The organism is Mucilaginibacter sp. RCC_168 (genome assembly GCF_041355315.1).
Lineage (GTDB): Bacteria > Bacteroidota > Bacteroidia > Sphingobacteriales > Sphingobacteriaceae > Mucilaginibacter.
The window spans coordinates 193,292-210,493 of record NZ_JBFUPN010000008.1 but is presented as its reverse complement, the minus strand read 5'-3'; the positions used below and the strand labels follow the sequence as shown (position 1 = coordinate 210,493).

Below are 17,202 nucleotides of genomic sequence, written 5' to 3'. Positions count from 1 at the left end.
TTCCGGTGAGTGATAAGGCCAATATTTCAGCGTTCTATGCGAGAGACCCTGAGGGAACTGTGAAAATTTAGATCATCGCTTTATTCAAGGCTTTAATAGCTTCTTTAAAATCTTCGCGAGCTATCAGGAACTGGATGTTAACCTTGCGTAGGGCGAAACCACAGCTTTTGATGTTGATGCCTTTCTGAGCCAAAGCCGTTGCAGATTTAGCCAGCAAACCGGGTTGATCCATATTGGAGCCTATAAGACAAACCATCGCCATTTTTTCCACAGTTACTTTCTCATAATCGTTTTCAAGCTCCTGTATTAGCTTTTTATTAAAATCCTTATCCCATATCACAATCGAGATACTATTGGCGCTGGTAGCTTTAAAAGTATAGCTTACACCGAATTTATAGAACAGCTGCATAATGTGGAAATCAGTGCCTACGTTACCTACCATGGATGGATCGTAAATGTCGATCATCATAACACGTTCTGTGCCTGTAATCACCTCAACCCGTTTTTTGTCGCAGATATATTCGCGGGTTATCAATGTACCCGGGTGCTCCGGCTGAAAGGTGTTTTTGATGCGAAGATCGATGTCATGGATCTCCAATGGTTTTGATGCTTTGGGATGGATAGCTTCCATGCCCACGTCTGCCAGCTGATCGGCCACATCATAATTGGTATTACCTACCGGGAAGCAGTTTTCGACCCCAACCAATTCCGGATCGGCTGTGCACAAGTGATATTCTTTATGGATGATGGCTTCCTCCGGTTTAACGGCTACCGCTATCTTACTAAAAGTAACCTCCGAATAACCCCGGTCAAATTCCCGCATAATACCTTCTGTACCTTTGGTATAGCCGGTTACAATAGTTATAGTGTTCTCAAAATCAATATGCTGCAGATCTTTCTTAATGCGTTGGTCGATGGTGAAGGAGCGATGGTCATGAAAGCCGCTCAGGTCAACAAACGTAGCATTGATACCCATGTTTTGCAGGATATTGGTAAAGTTAAAAGCTGAATGGCTTTCGCCGATAGATGCCAGGATCTCGCGGGCGGCCAGCAAAACATCGTCTTTATTTACATAACCCGAAGCCAGGATATTAGCTATGTTTTCCAGATAGGTTTGTGCATCCTTAAGGCGTTGCTCAATAAATTTATCGGCCTCGGCGATATTCAGTCCCAGGCTCTCGTAACTTTTATTGATCTGTTTTAGTTTTACGATCAGGGCCTTAAGTGGTTTGTGAAAATCTTTATAAGTAGCCAGTTTATGATAAACGCCCGGCGCACCGGTTTTTTTGTTTTCGAGCAGGAGATTGGTTACCCCCGAAAAGGCCGATACAACAAAGATGCGGTTATACAATTGCTGTCCGGAACGTTCAAATAGGATGATGTTTTTGATCACATCATTTAAGGCGGTCATAGAAGTGCCGCCGATTTTTTCGACTGTTAACATTTTTAAAAATAAACGCTTTTAGCGCACGAGTGCCAAAACTGTACCACCCATAAAATAATGGCTTTTTAGTTTGATATGGCGCGTTTAAGGAATTGGTTTTTAGGTTATTATATTTATGTAAGTTATTTAAGCAGGTATATCAATATGATATACCTGTTATCAAAATAAAATATGTTTTATGAGGGGCTATTCGTCCTTCTTGTAAAGATCGCCAGCTTTTTCGGCCGAAAGTTTAATACCCTTGATCATGGCTGAACTGAAGCCATTATGCTCCATTTCATTTAAACCTGCAATAGTACAGCCACTTGGTGAGGTTACCTTATCAATTTCCTGCTCGGGGTGGGAAGCCAATTGCAGCAGCAGATCGGCAGCGCCTTTGGCGGTCTGAGCTGCCATTTTTAAGGCGTCATGAGCATGGAAACCTATCTCGGTACCGCCTTGCGAGGCCGCACGGATAGAGCGCAGGAAGAACGCTATACCACAGGCGCAGAGTGCGGTTGCTGATGTCATGAGCTCTTCATTGATCTGGATACTCATGCCCACCGTATCAAAAAGGGATTTTACCAGGTTTATATTTTTATTGGTGCCGTTATCCGTAGCAATGCAGGTCATAGAATGACCAATAGCAATAGCCGTATTAGGCATTGCCCTGATTACCTGTACATTCAGATCAAGCTGTTGACGGATATCGTTACAAGTAACCCCGGATATTACAGAGATGATCAACTGCTTTTCGGCTTTTATAACGGGCCTTATTTCATCCAGCAGTTTATTGAGCTGTTGAGGTAATACCGCTAAAACAATAATATCGGCTTTTTTAACGGCCTTGGAATTATTATCGGTAGTGTGGTACCCTAATTGGGTGTACTCTGCCAGGGCCGATACATTCCGGCGTGTGAGGGAAATTTGCTGGGGCTTGCAAATATTTGCTTTTACCAACCCTTTGGCTAATGACAGCCCGATGTTACCAGAGCCTAAAATGGCTAAATGCTGTGATGAATTCATGCGTTTTTACTTAAACGTGTTCCAAATGGTTTATTTTCTTTTAATTGTCCCAGGTCGTCTGATTTGCCTATGATCACTGCCTTTACGCCACATGCAATGGCGGTAAAAGCATTATCAAGCTTAGGCAACATGCCACTATGTATAATACGCTGGATCTTTAGTTCTTCATAACGTACCGGGTCGATCTCCCTGATCAGTGAGTCCTCATCGTTAATATCCTGAAGCACACCCTTTTTCTCAAAGCAATAAATAAGTGTGGTTTCATACAATGATGATAATGACACGGCCAATGCCGAGGCAATAGTATCTGCATTGGTATTTAATAATTGCCCCTCACCATCATGCGTCAATGCGCAAAAAACTGGGGTGAAGCCCGCCTGCATCAAACGACTTATATTTTCTGGGTTGATGGAGTTTTCATCAATATCGCCAACAAAGCCATAATCAATAGTTTTTACCGGGCGCTTTTTGGCCAGGATAAAATTGCCGTCAGCCCCGGTAAGGCCAATAGCGTTATTACCAAAACGCTGTAATTGCGCTACTATATTTTTATTGATCAGACCTCCATATACCATGGTCACAACCCTTAGTGTTTCAATATCGGTAATGCGCCTGCCATCAACCATCTTTGCTTCGATGCCTAATTCTTCGGCAATTTGAGTAGCAACCTTGCCTCCGCCATGTACTAATATTTTAAAACCATTCAGTCCTTCAAAATCTTTTAGAAAATGATACAGATTTTCCGAGTTATCAATTACGTTTCCTCCGATTTTTATGATGTACAAGCTTTTATTTTCTTGTAACTGTGTAGAATTTGCTGAATCCGTATCAGTTTTACCCATTATTAATAGTAATATAGCCGTCTTGATGTTAATTTCCTATTAAATTAAACAGGAATCTGCTAAAAATATGAATTTATAGTGTATTTTATTCAAAAAATGTTAAAAAATGATTAAAGTATTATCTGCGTAACTTTACAATTTGATTATGAAATAATTAGTAATATTGAAATTTTAAGGCATTAAACTTGTAACAAAGTTTTCCTATGGATCAAAAAAAAGGTACAAAACCCCGTGTAGTTATTATAGGTGGAGGATTTGGCGGACTGGAATTAGCCAAAAACCTTAAAAAGGCACCCGTAGATGTGCTTTTATTAGACAAACATAATTATCACACTTTTCAGCCTTTGCTGTATCAGGTGGCAGCTGGTGGTATTGCTGCCGATTCGATTGGCTTCCCTATCCGGAGAATATTTACCAAACAGGACAATTTTAGGTTTGCCCTGGCCGAAGTGGAGCGCGTAAATCCGGAAAATAATACACTCACTACTAACATAGGTACTATCTATTTTGATTACCTGATCATAGCAACAGGATCAAACACTAACTTTTTTGGAAATAAGGAAATAGAGCACTTTGCTATGCCTATGAAAAACATCCCAGAGGCATTAAATCTGCGCAGCCTGATCTTGCAAAATCTGGAAATGTCGTTAATTGCCAAAGATCCTGAGGAGAAGGCAGCTTTAATGACTTTTGTTGTGGTAGGGGGCGGCCCAACCGGTGTGGAACTTTCAGGCGCTTTGGCCGAAATGCGCCAGTTGATACTCATGAAAGATTATCACGGCCTGCGTAAACACAATATGAAAGTTTACCTGGTGGAGGGTAAACCAGAATTGCTTGCAGCGTTTTCGCCCGGCGCATCTGCAAAAGCCAAAAAGTTTCTGCTGGATATGGATGTAACCATATTTAATAGCGTGCATGTACAAAGTTATAATGGCACCGAACTTAAAATAGATGATGGTACTATCATACTAACCCGTAACGTTTTGTGGGCAGCAGGTGTAAAAGGAGAAGTGCCCGGCGGAATGCCTGAGACTTCCATCACCAAAGGCAACCGTATTCAAACGGATGGCATTGGCCGGGTAAATGGCTATGCCAATATTTTTGCGATTGGCGATGTATCAGCAGTAATTACCGCCGATACACCAAATGGACATCCTGGGGTGGCGCAGGTGGCCATACAGCAAGGAAGACATCTGGCAAAAAATCTGGTTCGTATAATTAATGGTGAAGGTACAATTCCGTTTAAGTATAACGATAAAGGATCATTGGCTACCATCGGCAGAAACAAGGCCGTTGCGGATATTGGCCGGATTCATCTGCAGGGATTTATTGCCTGGGTTATATGGGGAGCGGTTCACATTATGTCACTGGCAGGTTTTACCAATAAAGGAACTATATTTTTTAGCTGGGCCATATCCTACTTTACTAAAAATAGTGATAACCGCTTGATCATCCGTTATTTTGATATTAAAACCAGGGCGATAGATCCGGAGCCAAAGTAAGATTGGTTAAAAAGGGAATTTATCTGTATAAGCCTTTACGTGATGTGGGAATTCTTCCTGGTAAAATGGATAGGAAATCCCTTCAATTGAAATATCAAATTGATCATTATCCATTCCGGAAATAGAGGATGCCAACCCTTTTATCTCATAACCGCTTTTATCACATACACTTAAATCGGGTATCATCCGGATAGATATCAATTTATCTTCAGGACAATCTGTAAAATCTACCTTGTTTTGTAAACAATAGTTCTTGAAAAACTGGTATCCTAATGTTGGGTCGATAAATTCAACGCGCCCAAATACCACACCCATAGGAGCGTCCGCGTTTTCGAGCCGAGAGGTACCTATTTTAACTTTATCAAGCAATATATCATAAACCTTACCCATATCGAGTTAAAGTTAAAGACTTTCCAGCATCTGCTTCAGCACTGCTTGCGCCGCCCAAACACGATTCCCTGCCTCATGAACTACTACCGAGTTTGGCCCGTCCAGTATCTCATCTGAGAGCTCCAGATTGCGGCGTACAGGTAAGCAATGCATTACCTTGGCATCGTTAGTAAGTTTTAGCTTTTCATTGGTCAGCATCCATTCCTCATTCTTACCAAGGATATTACCGTAAGGCTCATAGGCCGACCAGTTTTTTACATAGATAAAATCAGCACCGGTTAATGCTTCGTCCTGATCACAAGTAATATTTGCGCCCTGAGTAAAATCGGCACAAAGCTCATAGCCTTTAGGTTGGGCAATGGTAAAATCAACATCGGCCTTACACATCCATTCCGCGAAGGAATTTGGTACAGCCTGCGGCAACGGTTTGATATGCGGAGCCCAGGTTAATACTACCTTTGGCCGAGCTGTTGTTTTTAATTCTTCAATAGTGATCAGGTCGGCCAGGCTCTGTAATGGATGACGGGTAGCTGATTCCAGACTTACAACCGGTACTTTACAAAACTGAACGAACTTATTGAAAATCATCTCGCTATAATCCTCTTCGCGGTTCCTTAAGCCAGGAAACGAGCGTACGCCAATGATGTCTGCATACTGTCCCATAACGCCCGCGGCTTCGCGGATATGCTCTACTGTGCTGCCATCCATAATTACGCCGTCACGAAGCTCTAAAGCCCATCCTTCTTTATCAATATTAAGCACCATCACATTCATCCCCAGGTTAAGGGCTGCTTTTTGAGTGCTCATACGGGTGCGCAGACTTGGGTTTAAAAATATCAATGCCAGAGTTTTGTTTTTACCCAGATCCTGGTTAGCATACGGATCTTGTTTAAGCGTCAAGGCTTCCTTTACAAGAGCATTGATATCGGCAACATCGTTTACAGAAGAGAATAGTTTCATGGACTTTACTTAATATAATTTAATATAAAGTCTCCCCTTTAGGGGAGATTATTACATGAGAGCTTCGCCGTTTAGAGGGCGCTCAATTATTGGTTTAAAACATTTACAAAAGCCTCTAAAAATCTGTCGGCATGTGCTTTGGTCAAATTTAAAGCAGGTAGCAACCTTACCACGTTTGGTTTGGCTTCACCAGTAAAAATACGGTGTTTAAATAAAAGATCTTTACGCACGTTTGACAGCTCCTCTGGTAGTTCAATACCGATCATCAGGCCCCGACCGCGTACTTCTTTAACCTGTTCAAGCTTATTAAGCTCCTTGATCAGGTATTCGCCAATGGTTGCCGCGTTTTGCATCAGGTTGTCCTGCTCCATCACTTCCAATACAGCTAACCCAGCGGCACAGGCCAAATGGTTGCCACCGAAAGTAGTACCCAGCATACCATAAGCGGGCTGTATTTTTGGTGAGATAATAATGCCACCAACCGGGAAACCATTACCCATGCCTTTAGCCATGCTATAGATATCGGCATTAACACCGGCAAAATCCTGGGAGAAGAATTTACCGGTACGCCCATAACCACATTGAACAGAATCGGCTATAAAAACGGCATTATGCTGGTCGCACAAGGAACGGATCTTTTGCAAAAAGCTCTCAGGCGCCACTTGTATACCGCCAACGCCTTGTATACCTTCGATAATTACCGATGATATTTCGTTCCCATGATCGGCAAAGGCTTGTTCTAACGCAGTATCATCCGCCCATGGTAAAAATATTACGTTATCGGTTTCATTGATAGGTGCTACGATCTTAGGATTGTCGGTAACAGCGACGGCTAAAGAGGTACGACCGTGAAATGCTTTTGTAAAAGCGATCACCCTTTTTTTGCCGTTATAGAATGAGGCCAGCTTTAAAGCATTCTCGTTGGCCTCGGCACCTGAATTACACATAAACAGCTGGTAATCATCCTTACCAGATACTTTACCTAATTTGGTTGCCAGTTCTTTTTGAATAGGGATTTCGATAGAGTTAGAATAAAAACCCAACTGATGTAACTGATCCTCCAAACGTTTTACATAGTGAGGGTGGGTATGGCCGATGGATATTACCGCGTGTCCCCCGTACATATCCAGGTACTCGTTTTCGTGATTGTCATAAACCAGGCTGCCCTGGCCTCTTACTATATTTATTGGATTAACAGGATATACGTCGAATAAATTCATATTATTTAAGCTAAAAGCAGAAGGCTGAAAGCAAAAAGCTTTTTACTTCCGTAGTGTTTTAATAAGGCCGATCAGCATCGCCTTTACTTCGTTAATTATTGTATTTGTTTGCTGATACAATTGTTCGTCAATATATGATAGATCCCGGCACATTAAGCAGCAATACTCTAATTCATGTGCTGAACCCAATGCCTGGTCTAAGAAGCGTGCAAAATCAGCTTCTGTATTTCTCCCGCATCCTTCCACAATATTAAGTGGAATGGAATATGAGGCCCGCTTAGTTTGACTCATCAAATCATATTGTTCACTTTTGGGGAATTTAGGAAGTAGTGTTAAGTAGATGAACATATTAAGTTCATGCGCCTTTTTCCATACTTCATATTTTTTATAATCCCTCATATTATTTTAGTGGCAACAGCTTTTAGCTTTAAGCTTTCTGCTTTCAGCTTAAAAAGCCGTCGCCTTAAGTCGTAGCCCTGCGCGCTCATCTAAGCCAAATAACAAATTCATGTTTTGTACTGCCTGGCCAGAGGCGCCTTTAAGTAAATTATCCAGTATGCTAATAATTAATAGTTTACCCTCGTGTTTACTCACTTGAATAAAGCATTTGTTGGTATTTACAATTTGTTTCAGATCGATATTTTTATTGGTTACATGGGTAAAAGGATGACCTTCATAGTAGCTTTTATAAAGTTCCAAAGCCTTTTCTTCACTCAGATCGCTGTCTGTATAAATAGAAGCTATGATACCACGTGTAAAATCGCCGCGATAGGGTATAAAGTTGATGGCTTTATTGAAATCGCCTTGTAAGTGTCTTAATGACTGACCTATCTCGTTTAAGTGCTGGTGATTAAATGCCTTGTAAACAGATAGGTTATCATTTCGCCAGGTAAAGTGAGAAGTAGGAGCCAAACTTTGTCCCGCACCCGTTGAACCGGTTGTTGCCGCCACATGTACCTCGTTGTTCAATATGCCTTTTGAAGCCAGTGGTAATAAGCCCAATTGCAAACAGGTAGCAAAACAGCCCGGATTAGCAATATTATCAGCTGTTTTTATGGCTTCACGATTTAACTCCGGTAATCCGTATACAAAGTTTTTGTTTTTGAATTTTGAACTTTGCGTTAAACGGAAATCTTGGCTCAGGTCAATTATCTTAATATGGTCAGGTATAAATGTCGATTCCAGGAATTTCTTAGCATCGCCATGACCAACACACAAAAAAAGCACATCGATGGCAAATGACAATTCACCAGTAAAACGAAGATTGGTATCACCAAAAAGATCGGTATGAACTTCGTAAACGTAATTACCCGTATTACTATTGCTGTTTACAAAAGCTATCTCCACATCCGGGTGATTGATCAATATACGCAGCATTTCACCGCCAGTATATCCCGCACCACCTATAATTCCCGCGCGTACTTTATTTGATGTTGATCCTGTCATGATTGGTTGATGGATAAGAATATAAAATAAATTCCAGATCGCTCCGGTCGTTATTACTGATAAAGTGCTTTTGACCAGGTAAAATCTCTATTCCTTGTTCTGGCTTTAACTCGCTCACATTGCCGTCGATCGTGAAAGTGGCCCTGCCTTTTAAAATAAAGAACACCTGTGTGGCTTTTTCGTGGTAATGTAACTGCTCGGCGGTATCCGGCGGCATTAACTCCTGTTTAACAGACAATGCCTCGGTATCAATAAAAGTCCAGCCGTGGCAGTCATCGCCCCAATTATAATGCTTTAAACATTCGCCTTTTGAAAAAGCTGTATTAATCATTCTGTGATTGATTATTAACCTTATGATAGATCATGACCTGGTTGCCAAATATTTTAGAGAATCCCTTAACATCCTCACCCGACCATGAATTGTTCATTTCGCCATAGCTGCCAAATTTGTTCGACATCAGATCATGTTCCGACTCGATGCCTATCACCTGGAAACGATATGGGTGCAGTTGTACAAATACCTTGCCGCTTACGTTTTGCTGGGTATCGGTTAGAAAAGCCTCCATGTTACGCATGATAGGGTCGTGAAACTGTCCTTCGTGCAGCCAGTTACCATAGAAGGCCGACAATTGGTCTTTCCAGGTCAGCTGCCATTTGGTCAACACGTGTTTTTCTAAAGTATGGTGGGCCTTGATGATCACCATTGGAGCGGCGGCTTCAAAACCAACACGACCTTTAATGCCAATGATGGTATCGCCTACGTGAATATCCCTGCCTATGCCATAGGGCTGGGCAATAGCCTGTAAAGCCTGTATCGCTTTTGTTGGATGGTCAAATTTTTCGTTATCGATACCCACCAATTCGCCTTTTTCAAAAACAAGCTCCAGATTTTTTACTTCCGATTCGGTAACCTGGGTAGGCCATGCCTCTTCAGGTAACCCCAGGTTAGAAGTAAGGGTTTCTTTACCACCTACCGATGTTCCCCAGATACCTTTATTGATGGAATACTTTGCTTTTTCAAAGTTCATATCAACACCATGTTTTTTCAGGTACTCGATCTCTTCCTCACGGCTCAGTTTTAAGTCGCGGATAGGGGTGATGATTTGCACCTCGGGAACCAGGATGTTGAAGATCATATCAAAACGTACCTGGTCGTTACCGGCGCCGGTACTGCCATGTGCTACAAATTCGGCGCCTATTTCTTTGGCATAGTTAGCAATAGCGGTTGCCTGGCTAACACGTTCTGCACTTACCGAAAGTGGGTAGGTGTTATTTTTTAAAACATTACCATAAATCAAAAAGCGAACACAGGTATTGTAAAAGTTTTTGGTTTCGTCAACCACGTGGTGCGAAGTAACGCCCATTTTGTAGGCACGCTCTTCAACCCCTTTTAACTCTTCGTCGCTGAAGCCACCGGTATTTACAATAACCGAGTGAACTTCATAACCAAGATCCTGTGTTAAATAAATACAGCAAAATGAAGTATCTAAACCTCCGCTGTACGCTAATACTACTTTTTTCTTCATATCTTTTTAAGGTGAAAGGTAAAAGGCGAAAGGTTAAAGGTTTTCGCCTCTTAAAAATTTTATAAATCCAATTAACATAGCTTTCACTTCATTAATTGCGATGTGCACTTTGTCGTAAATTTCTTTTGGGATAAACCCAAGGTCATAAATTAAATAACAGGTATATTCTACCTCGTGGGCCGAGCCCAAAGCATTATCCAAATAATGAACAAAATCTTTGTCTGTATTCCTACCACAACCTTCCACAATATTTAACGGAATTGAATAGGTTGATCTGCGTAATTGATTTGTTAAGGCGTACTGTTCTTCACGGGGCATAATGGGCAACACATCCGCATATACTTGCTTGGTTAGCAAATGTGATCTTTTCCAAATATCCAATTTTTTATAATCTCTCATTAGTTTTGCCTTTCGCCCTTAACCTTTCGCCTTTTACCTTTTACTAATCATTATCATGATGGATCCTTTTCTTGATGGCATTTTCTATACGCTCGAGCAGGGTAGCTTTGTGGGTGATCCTTTTCATCTTTTCTTCGTCCTGCTTTTGTTTTTCGGCAGGATCAAACAGCATAGCGGTGCACATGCAGTTTTTGCGCTCCTTACTCATCAAAATATCATAGTTAACGCAGCTTTTGCAGCCTGCCCAAAAGTTCTCGTCCTGGGTAAGCTCGGAGTAGGTAACGGGTTCGTATCCCAGTTCGGAATTGATCTTCATTACAGCCAGACCTGTTGTTAAGCCGAATATTTTAGCCTCCGGATATTTAGTTCTGGAAAGCTGGAAAATACGGTGTTTAATAGCTTTTGCCAGGCCAGCTTTACGGAATTGTGGATTAACAATAAGGCCCGAGTTAGCCACAAAATCGCCATGGCTCCAGGTTTCAATATAGCAGAAACCAGCCCAGGTGCCGTCTTTATGCAGCGCTATAACGGCCTTGCCTTCCAGCATTTTATTGGCTACGTATTCTGGTGAGCGCTGTGCTATGCCAGTGCCCCTTGCTTTGGCCGATTCAGCCATTTCAACACATATTTGAGGTGCATAGTCTACGTGTTGAGCGGTAGCAACCTGAATATCAAAATCTTGTATGGTCATTAAAATAGATATTACCGTTAAATTAATTGGCTTTAAAGCCTTAATAATTAGATGGTTTATAAAAGAATAAGTTTAAAAACTTTCTTCTTTCGAGGGGTTTTGTTACAGGAAATCAATTCAAACCCTTGGCATATAGGGCCTTCGTCGGGGAGGGCAGCATAAAAAAACAGTTGAAACCAAAGCAGCGGCAGCTGGAGCAAATGTTGCTCTTATTGCGGGCTTATTTAAGCTTTGTAGATTCATTTTTTGTGGGTATTACTGTGTTTTTAATTTGGGTGCAAATTATTGCATAAATTTTTACTTATGCAAGAAAAAAATGATTTAATAACGATAAGATTATATTCCGTTTTTTGAAAGATATAAAATACTGATGATCAGATAACATAACTTCGGGCTTTTTAAACCTCAAATTTTAACACTTTTTAACAAAAAACAGGGTAAAAACGAATTGCTTTTGCTCTGTTTAACTAAAGTTTAATGCCATTTTAACACTTTTTAACAAATTTTTGATGGGTTTTGAAAGCTTTAAAAAGTATTGACCAACTAACATTTAGATAAACATACCAATCGGTTAGTTTTTGGAGACTGGGTTACTTTAACTAAACAGCCCGGTCTCTGTTTTATTGGAGAACCGGGCCGTTATGATTTAAGTATATTTGATTTTTTTCAGGTTTCAAAGTTTGGTTTCCCGATCATGCAGATGGAAGGCTTTGATGATCGGCAGTTTATTTTTTCTCTTCAAATTTATCCAGAACAAATCTCAGCTTCCTGTCTGGATCTTGTACGCTTTCGGCAAGCAAGGTAACTTTGCCACCTTTGCCTTCAATAGTGAGCACATAATCTTTCTCACCGCCACCGTCCTCATCACTGATGGTGGTATTGATTACCGATTTTCCTTCCTTAAAAGGCGTTTTCCAATCGCAGGTGTTTGATTTGATGGTTCCTTTCAGGGTTTGTTTGCCGTTCTCGATATTAACCGAAATGTTTTTATCGATGATCTCGATAACCGTTTGCTCATCGACAGCCCGATCCAGGTTGTTACTACCATCCAGATGTTCGGTTTTTGAAGTTGCCAGGCTTAATTTTTTGTCGCATTGTGCCAGACAGGCGGCGCTGCCGGCTAATAGTAGCAGCAGCGCGATAATGGTTGATTTCATGGTTTTTACTTTATTTAATTTGAAACTTAAATAAAGATAAGTGTTTTAAATAGTAATATGCAATACATAGTACTAGTTAATAAAATAAAAACAATAACTATCTGATAATGAATAGATAATTTATTCAGTGCGTGTTTATTTAAATGAGAAAACGCTGATTATCGCTTACTTACAATATCATTAATGATCATGTCGGCGTGGATACGCGAGTTTTCGATAAACCAGAGGTGAGTATCTAATCCGCCGCAAACTACACCGGCAAGGTACAGGCCTGGCAGGTTGGTCTCCATGGTGTCGGGGTTGTATTGGGGAATGAATTTATCTTCCGACAGTATAATGCCCAGTTTCCTAAGGAAATCAAAATTGGGTTTATAGCCCGTCATTGCCATTACGTAATCATTGGGGATCGTTACCAGTCCATCAGGTGTCTGGATGTCAACCTCATACTGGCGGATGGCCTGCAAATTGGAGTTAAAGTATGCCTTGATGCTGCCTTCTTTAATACGGTTGATGATATCGGGCCGTACCCAGTATTTCACCCGGTTACTTACTTCGCTGCCGCGGATCACCAGGGTAACTTCGGCGCCTTTGCGATAAGTTTCCAACGCCACATCGATAGCCGAGTTGCTGGAACCTACCACCACCACTTTTTGCAGGGTATAAAAATGCGGATCCTGGTAATAGTGCTTTACCTTGGGCAGATCTTCGCCAGGGATATCCAGGTTAACCGCGATATCATAAAAGCCTGTGGAGAGGATCACCCTTTTGGCCTCATAGGTAGCCTTGCTGGTAGTTATAGTATATGCTCCGTTTTGTGGACTAACGTTAGTAACTTCCTCAAACAGGTTGATTGGAAGGTGATTGGAAAGCGCTACACGACGATAATACTCCAAAGCATCGGCACGGGTTGGTTTATTGTGCACGGTTACAAAAGGTACCCCGCCAATCTCCAGCTTTTCTGAAGTAGAAAAGAAGGTCATGGTGGATGGATAATTATATAGCGAATTAACCAGGCAGCCTTTTTCAATAATAACAAAACTTAAACCGGCTTTTTGAGCGGCCAAACCGCAAGCCAAACCAATAGGGCCACCACCTATAATGAGTATATCGAGCATCTTGCGAAGATAGGCAGTTTAGGGTTTTGCAGAAAGTAATATCGAATAATGAATTTTGAATGACGGATGATAAAGTGATTGTAGTTATTCAGCCTATGGTCGGTGTTATCACCGAACCATAATTTATGTTAGTTTTATATGACGCTTTTATCAAATTTGGTATGGTACGGTGATAACACCGACCATAGGCTAATAATGAGAAATCTTATACGACTGGTATATTTCTCACAGAGGATCTCTCCTCGTGCCTCGTTCGAGATGACAATTTTCATTTCAGCTAAATACCCTTTGTCATGCTGAGCGGTTGAAGTATCTGTTTTATGGCTCTGATCCATGTTTAGTGAAAAACTGAGAGCATTATTGATATAAAAACTTCTGATATTCGTACTGGCTTTTGTCGAAATTATCCGCAAGTTCTTTAAAACGATTGTTTTTTTTATCGCTACCAAACATGCAAAATACACTTTTAACTTCTTTATTTTCCAATACAGGTAATAAATTTTCTGGCTCTTGGTTCTGAGCCATTACATATATAAATTCAGTTAATGATGGGGCAGTCTTCAAAGCATTCAATTTTTTTAACCCTTTCAGGTTTTCAAGATAAATCCGTCTTAGTTTATGTGCTTTATCCAAATTGGGAAATTCTTTTACGTTTGGTAGCGACTGCATAAATAGATTTTGCAAAGATGTAAGATCAGAAATAAATGAAATATCTGATAATTCTCTTACTTGCCATAGTTCCAGATATTTTAAATTGGGAAGCAGCTTTAAGGCATCAAAATCTTTAATTCCTCCTAACTTTACATCTACCGACCATAGCTGTTCTAATGAGCTCAGATAGTTAATATTGGCTGTTGATATAGACCGTAATGTTATTTTTTGCAATCTACTCAAGCTGCTGATCGATTCTATACCTTTTGATTGTGCTTCAAGGTAAAGCTCCTCAAGTTGAACAAACCGTGCAATTGCATCGATACTGGGTTTCTTAGACCGGGTTTGATATAGGTAAAGCTGTTTAAGGTTAGGATTAATTTCGTTTAGAAAATCGAAGTTGTTTAATTCAAATATACCTACGCCTAAGGTTTCAAGGTTCTTAAGCTCGGTTACAGCTTCAATACCTTTGGCATTTCCCAGGCAATCTGCCAAAAATTTTCTTAAAGAAGGTAATCTTTTGAGGAAGCTTAAATCGCATTCGCCCGTATAATGAGCATAAACTCTTAAAGCAATATCTGGCCGTTTGGAAAAGACAAACTCTTCTAATGTATCGATCTCTTGTTCAGCAAGGGGTGAAGAGAACTGGATCACGGAAGTATCAGAAGCGCTAATCAATGGTATTAGATCATCTTTTTTAAAGCCTTTTGAAACTTCGTATCGTCCGGCCATCTTATCAACGGTATGTATGGGCATATTTTAAAATAAGTGATTGTTTAGGTTATAGTCATTTGATAAGCAAATATACTATATAACAGTTACGGAGTAAAGCGTTTGTTCTATGACGGATATATTGAAGAAGATCCTTCGTCCCTCAGGATGACAAGTGGTTTAGTTGTGGTTGATGCCGAAGTAAATTTCGTTATTTAGCCTGTGGTCGGTGTTATCACCGTACCACTTATTTAACTAAATCGACATATCCCTCGTAAAAGATCTCTCCTCGTGCCTCGTTCGAGATGACAGTTAATATAGTTAGTGAGGATTGATGGCTTAATGCCAGTAATTAATAACAGATTCAGCCTATGGTCGGTGTTATCACCGAACCATAATTTATGTTAGTTTTATATGACGCTTTTATCAAATTTGGTATGGTACGGTGATAACACCGATCATAGGCTAAATGCCCGTAATTATTAACAGATTGGAGCTTTTCCAAAAATAAAGGCACAAAAAAGGGTAAGCTACTTTTATCGCGCCGCTCAACTCTCTACCCTTGCTGTGTTCCCACCCTGGGGGAGTTCAAGAGGAGCTGGCCGTAAAAGACTTACCCCGGCGCAAATATAGAAAAAGGTTTGTTTATGGTTAATAAATTGTTAAAAAAGATAATTGATTATCGTTTAGGTAATTAGCTTTCAATGTGGTATCAATTGGTATAAATGCCGCTTAAGCAGCCAGGGGATTTTTGCTAAAAGGGATCGTTTTATGCACTTTATAGTGGTCGTTTTTGTTATCGACTTCCTTTTCCAGTATGGTTAGGCAATCAGCCAAAAAGGTATCCCGGTATTCCATTTCCTGAAAATAAGGCCATAACTTATTAAACGAGGCTACCGGTATATTCCGGGCGATGGTGAGGTGTGGCGTAATTCTCCGGGTTTTCATTCTTAAGGCGCCTTTAACCTTGTTAAACCAGTCTTCGGTAGTTTTATCCAGATCTACCCGGGCATATATCGTCCTGAAGTTGGGTCCGTGCTTAAAAAAGTCGAACCCATTGATCCGGAGTTTATGCTGTGGTATGGTTCTGACCTTGAAGCCTACCATTTCATAAAAAGGGGTAAGCAACAGCGGTTTTAGTGTAAGCTGGTGCACCTCATCCCTGAATGATTCGATAGTAATATGCGCCTTTGCATACATCCCCGGAAACTTTCCTATGCGTTTTACGCATTCCTGTTTAAACAAGCCAACCTTTTTATCCACGTGCTCCGGCGCGGAAATAACGGTAAGATAATCTTTGTTGTTCATGCTGTTGGTTTAAAATATGGCCTCACCCTGCCCTCTCAGCCTCATCCGGCTTTCAGCCACCTTCTCCAAAGGAGAAGGAAAGCGATATTGGTTAGTTTGGAGAGGGTTCTAATAATATGATTTAAAGTCCTCTCTTTTGGAGAGGATTAGGTGAGGCTATATGGTTAAAATAGGTTGATCTGGTCCTGGATATGGTTATCCGCTGCTGCCTGTTTGTGAAGGATAGCCTCCGCGGTATTGGCCATCGCTTTTTTGTTCTTAAATTCAAAAACCTTAAAATGCTGCCATTGCGGTTTATGCGCAAATGTTTCGCGTTTTAGCATAATGAGCTCGTTTACCCAAAATGGTTCTACCAGTTTTTTATGGCGGAAGTTTGGCCACAAGCGTTCAAAATCAGGTCCGGCAACATCGCGGGTAACGGTTATATGCGGAACGATGGTTTTGCGGATTTTGAGTACTCTTTTGATCTGTGTAAACCATTCGTCAACAGCGGGGGTAATCCTGATATGCGCGTAAATGGTCATCCGGTTATGCAGATGCTGAAAAAATTTAAACCCATCTACATGTAATAAAACTGGCGGCAGCTCATTCAGGCTTTTCTCCATCCGGTTCAAATTGGTTTCGGCCATAAAAGGTTTCTGTCGCTCCAGGTGATGGACAGAAATGTGCGCCGGTGAATTTATACTTTTAAAATTGCCAATTAATTTAGCCGAGGCTTTTTTGTACCGGGCAATTTCCTGCTTAATGGCTTCAGGAGGCGAAAGCAGGAATAAATAGTCTTCATACATGTACATGGCTGCTGGTTTTGATGAAACAAAAATGCTAATATTTTTAG

18 protein-coding genes and 1 other RNA gene are annotated in these 17,202 nt (G+C 40.8%); 1 reads left to right on the top strand and 18 read right to left on the bottom strand.

From position 1 onward, the window contains the following. Positions 1-67: 67 nt before the first annotated feature. The 3 genes from AB6735_RS09510 to argB form a co-directional block, all read right to left on the bottom strand. Positions 68-1,444 carry an aspartate kinase gene (locus AB6735_RS09510; protein WP_370995694.1) on the bottom strand — a complete coding sequence of 459 codons (1,377 nt, stop codon included), beginning with the start codon at positions 1,442-1,444 and terminating at the stop codon, positions 68-70. A gap of 186 nt (positions 1,445-1,630) precedes the next feature. Beyond that, positions 1,631-2,449, bottom strand: a complete 819-nt coding sequence (proC, locus tag AB6735_RS09505; protein ID WP_370995693.1) for a pyrroline-5-carboxylate reductase — start codon at positions 2,447-2,449, stop codon at positions 1,631-1,633. After that, the gene (gene argB / locus AB6735_RS09500) at positions 2,446-3,291 is read right to left on the bottom strand and encodes an acetylglutamate kinase (RefSeq protein WP_370995692.1); all 846 of its coding nucleotides are present in this window, start codon (positions 3,289-3,291) and stop codon (positions 2,446-2,448) included. Before argB ends, proC begins: the two co-directional genes overlap by 4 nt. Before the next feature lie 203 nt (positions 3,292-3,494). Here argB and AB6735_RS09495 point away from each other — a divergent pair, with 203 nt between their 5' ends. Continuing rightward, the gene (locus AB6735_RS09495; protein ID WP_370995691.1) at positions 3,495-4,793 is read left to right on the top strand and encodes an NAD(P)/FAD-dependent oxidoreductase; all 1,299 of its coding nucleotides are present in this window, start codon (positions 3,495-3,497) and stop codon (positions 4,791-4,793) included. 6 nt (positions 4,794-4,799) lie between these two features. Here the strand turns inward: AB6735_RS09495 and AB6735_RS09490 are convergent, their stop codons facing one another. The 15 genes from AB6735_RS09490 to AB6735_RS09420 all read right to left on the bottom strand — a co-directional run bounded on the left by AB6735_RS09490 (position 4,800) and on the right by AB6735_RS09420 (position 17,161). Continuing rightward, entirely contained in the window at positions 4,800-5,183 is a 384-nt protein-coding gene (locus AB6735_RS09490; protein ID WP_370995690.1) for a hypothetical protein, read from the bottom strand. Between the two features lie 12 nt (positions 5,184-5,195). Further along, positions 5,196-6,143 (bottom strand): N-acetylornithine carbamoyltransferase, encoded by a 948-nt coding sequence (locus AB6735_RS09485; RefSeq protein ID WP_370995689.1) that lies wholly within the window; start codon positions 6,141-6,143, stop codon positions 5,196-5,198. A gap of 86 nt (positions 6,144-6,229) precedes the next feature. Beyond that, positions 6,230-7,363 carry an aspartate aminotransferase family protein gene (locus AB6735_RS09480; protein ID WP_370995688.1) on the bottom strand — a complete coding sequence of 378 codons (1,134 nt, stop codon included), beginning with the start codon at positions 7,361-7,363 and terminating at the stop codon, positions 6,230-6,232. A gap of 42 nt (positions 7,364-7,405) precedes the next feature. Continuing rightward, positions 7,406-7,762, bottom strand: coding sequence for a four helix bundle protein (locus tag AB6735_RS09475; protein WP_370995687.1), 357 nt, complete (start codon positions 7,760-7,762; stop codon positions 7,406-7,408). Positions 7,763-7,810: 48 nt separating this feature from the next. Beyond that, a complete protein-coding gene (argC, locus tag AB6735_RS09470; RefSeq protein WP_370995686.1) occupies positions 7,811-8,809 on the bottom strand; it encodes an N-acetyl-gamma-glutamyl-phosphate reductase in 999 nt (332 codons plus the stop codon). Beyond that, positions 8,787-9,140 (bottom strand): cupin domain-containing protein, encoded by a 354-nt coding sequence (locus AB6735_RS09465; protein ID WP_370995685.1) that lies wholly within the window; start codon positions 9,138-9,140, stop codon positions 8,787-8,789. The genes argC and AB6735_RS09465 overlap by 23 nt, the downstream gene beginning before the upstream one ends. Beyond that, entirely contained in the window at positions 9,133-10,335 is a 1,203-nt protein-coding gene (gene argG / locus AB6735_RS09460) for an argininosuccinate synthase (protein WP_370995684.1), read from the bottom strand. The genes AB6735_RS09465 and argG overlap by 8 nt, the downstream gene beginning before the upstream one ends. A 33-nt stretch (positions 10,336-10,368) precedes the next feature. Then, positions 10,369-10,734 (bottom strand): four helix bundle protein, encoded by a 366-nt coding sequence (locus tag AB6735_RS09455; RefSeq protein WP_370995683.1) that lies wholly within the window; start codon positions 10,732-10,734, stop codon positions 10,369-10,371. Between the two features lie 43 nt (positions 10,735-10,777). After that, entirely contained in the window at positions 10,778-11,425 is a 648-nt protein-coding gene (locus AB6735_RS09450; protein WP_172333664.1) for a GNAT family N-acetyltransferase, read from the bottom strand. A 725-nt stretch (positions 11,426-12,150) separates the two neighbouring features. Further along, positions 12,151-12,582 carry a hypothetical protein gene (locus tag AB6735_RS09445; protein ID WP_370995682.1) on the bottom strand — a complete coding sequence of 144 codons (432 nt, stop codon included), beginning with the start codon at positions 12,580-12,582 and terminating at the stop codon, positions 12,151-12,153. A gap of 158 nt (positions 12,583-12,740) precedes the next feature. Continuing rightward, the gene (locus AB6735_RS09440) at positions 12,741-13,697 is read right to left on the bottom strand and encodes a YpdA family putative bacillithiol disulfide reductase (protein WP_370995681.1); all 957 of its coding nucleotides are present in this window, start codon (positions 13,695-13,697) and stop codon (positions 12,741-12,743) included. A gap of 357 nt (positions 13,698-14,054) precedes the next feature. After that, positions 14,055-15,104 carry a hypothetical protein gene (locus tag AB6735_RS09435; RefSeq protein WP_370995680.1) on the bottom strand — a complete coding sequence of 350 codons (1,050 nt, stop codon included), beginning with the start codon at positions 15,102-15,104 and terminating at the stop codon, positions 14,055-14,057. 475 nt (positions 15,105-15,579) lie between these two features. Next, positions 15,580-15,678: signal recognition particle sRNA small type (ffs, locus tag AB6735_RS09430), an RNA gene on the bottom strand. 113 nt (positions 15,679-15,791) lie between these two features. After that, a complete protein-coding gene (locus tag AB6735_RS09425; RefSeq protein WP_370995679.1) occupies positions 15,792-16,367 on the bottom strand; it encodes a 2'-5' RNA ligase family protein in 576 nt (191 codons plus the stop codon). Between the two features lie 164 nt (positions 16,368-16,531). After that, positions 16,532-17,161, bottom strand: coding sequence for a 2'-5' RNA ligase family protein (locus AB6735_RS09420; protein ID WP_370995678.1), 630 nt, complete (start codon positions 17,159-17,161; stop codon positions 16,532-16,534). Positions 17,162-17,202: the final 41 nt, after the last annotated feature.

Excerpts from the sequence above, each read along its gene's own strand:
- AB6735_RS09510 (WP_370995694.1), bottom strand. The coding sequence starts at position 1,444 with ATGTTAACAGTCGAAAAAATCGGCGGCACTTCTATGACCGCCTTAAAT.
- AB6735_RS09445 (WP_370995682.1), bottom strand. The coding sequence starts at position 12,582 with ATGAAATCAACCATTATCGCGCTGCTGCTACTATTAGCCGGCAGCGCC.
- proC (WP_370995693.1), bottom strand. The coding sequence starts at position 2,449 with ATGAATTCATCACAGCATTTAGCCATTTTAGGCTCTGGTAACATCGGG.
- AB6735_RS09435 (WP_370995680.1), bottom strand. The coding sequence starts at position 15,104 with ATGCCCATACATACCGTTGATAAGATGGCCGGACGATACGAAGTTTCA.
- AB6735_RS09490 (WP_370995690.1), bottom strand. The coding sequence starts at position 5,183 with ATGGGTAAGGTTTATGATATATTGCTTGATAAAGTTAAAATAGGTACC.
- argB (WP_370995692.1), bottom strand. The coding sequence starts at position 3,291 with ATGGGTAAAACTGATACGGATTCAGCAAATTCTACACAGTTACAAGAA.
- AB6735_RS09420 (WP_370995678.1), bottom strand. The coding sequence starts at position 17,161 with ATGTACATGTATGAAGACTATTTATTCCTGCTTTCGCCTCCTGAAGCC.
- AB6735_RS09425 (WP_370995679.1), bottom strand. The coding sequence starts at position 16,367 with ATGAACAACAAAGATTATCTTACCGTTATTTCCGCGCCGGAGCACGTG.
- AB6735_RS09475 (WP_370995687.1), bottom strand. The coding sequence starts at position 7,762 with ATGAGGGATTATAAAAAATATGAAGTATGGAAAAAGGCGCATGAACTT.
- AB6735_RS09455 (WP_370995683.1), bottom strand. The coding sequence starts at position 10,734 with ATGAGAGATTATAAAAAATTGGATATTTGGAAAAGATCACATTTGCTA.
- argC (WP_370995686.1), bottom strand. The coding sequence starts at position 8,809 with ATGACAGGATCAACATCAAATAAAGTACGCGCGGGAATTATAGGTGGT.
- AB6735_RS09485 (WP_370995689.1), bottom strand. The coding sequence starts at position 6,143 with ATGAAACTATTCTCTTCTGTAAACGATGTTGCCGATATCAATGCTCTT.
- AB6735_RS09495 (WP_370995691.1), top strand. The coding sequence starts at position 3,495 with ATGGATCAAAAAAAAGGTACAAAACCCCGTGTAGTTATTATAGGTGGA.
- argG (WP_370995684.1), bottom strand. The coding sequence starts at position 10,335 with ATGAAGAAAAAAGTAGTATTAGCGTACAGCGGAGGTTTAGATACTTCA.
- AB6735_RS09480 (WP_370995688.1), bottom strand. The coding sequence starts at position 7,363 with ATGAATTTATTCGACGTATATCCTGTTAATCCAATAAATATAGTAAGA.
- AB6735_RS09440 (WP_370995681.1), bottom strand. The coding sequence starts at position 13,697 with ATGCTCGATATACTCATTATAGGTGGTGGCCCTATTGGTTTGGCTTGC.
- AB6735_RS09465 (WP_370995685.1), bottom strand. The coding sequence starts at position 9,140 with ATGATTAATACAGCTTTTTCAAAAGGCGAATGTTTAAAGCATTATAAT.
- AB6735_RS09450 (WP_172333664.1), bottom strand. The coding sequence starts at position 11,425 with ATGACCATACAAGATTTTGATATTCAGGTTGCTACCGCTCAACACGTA.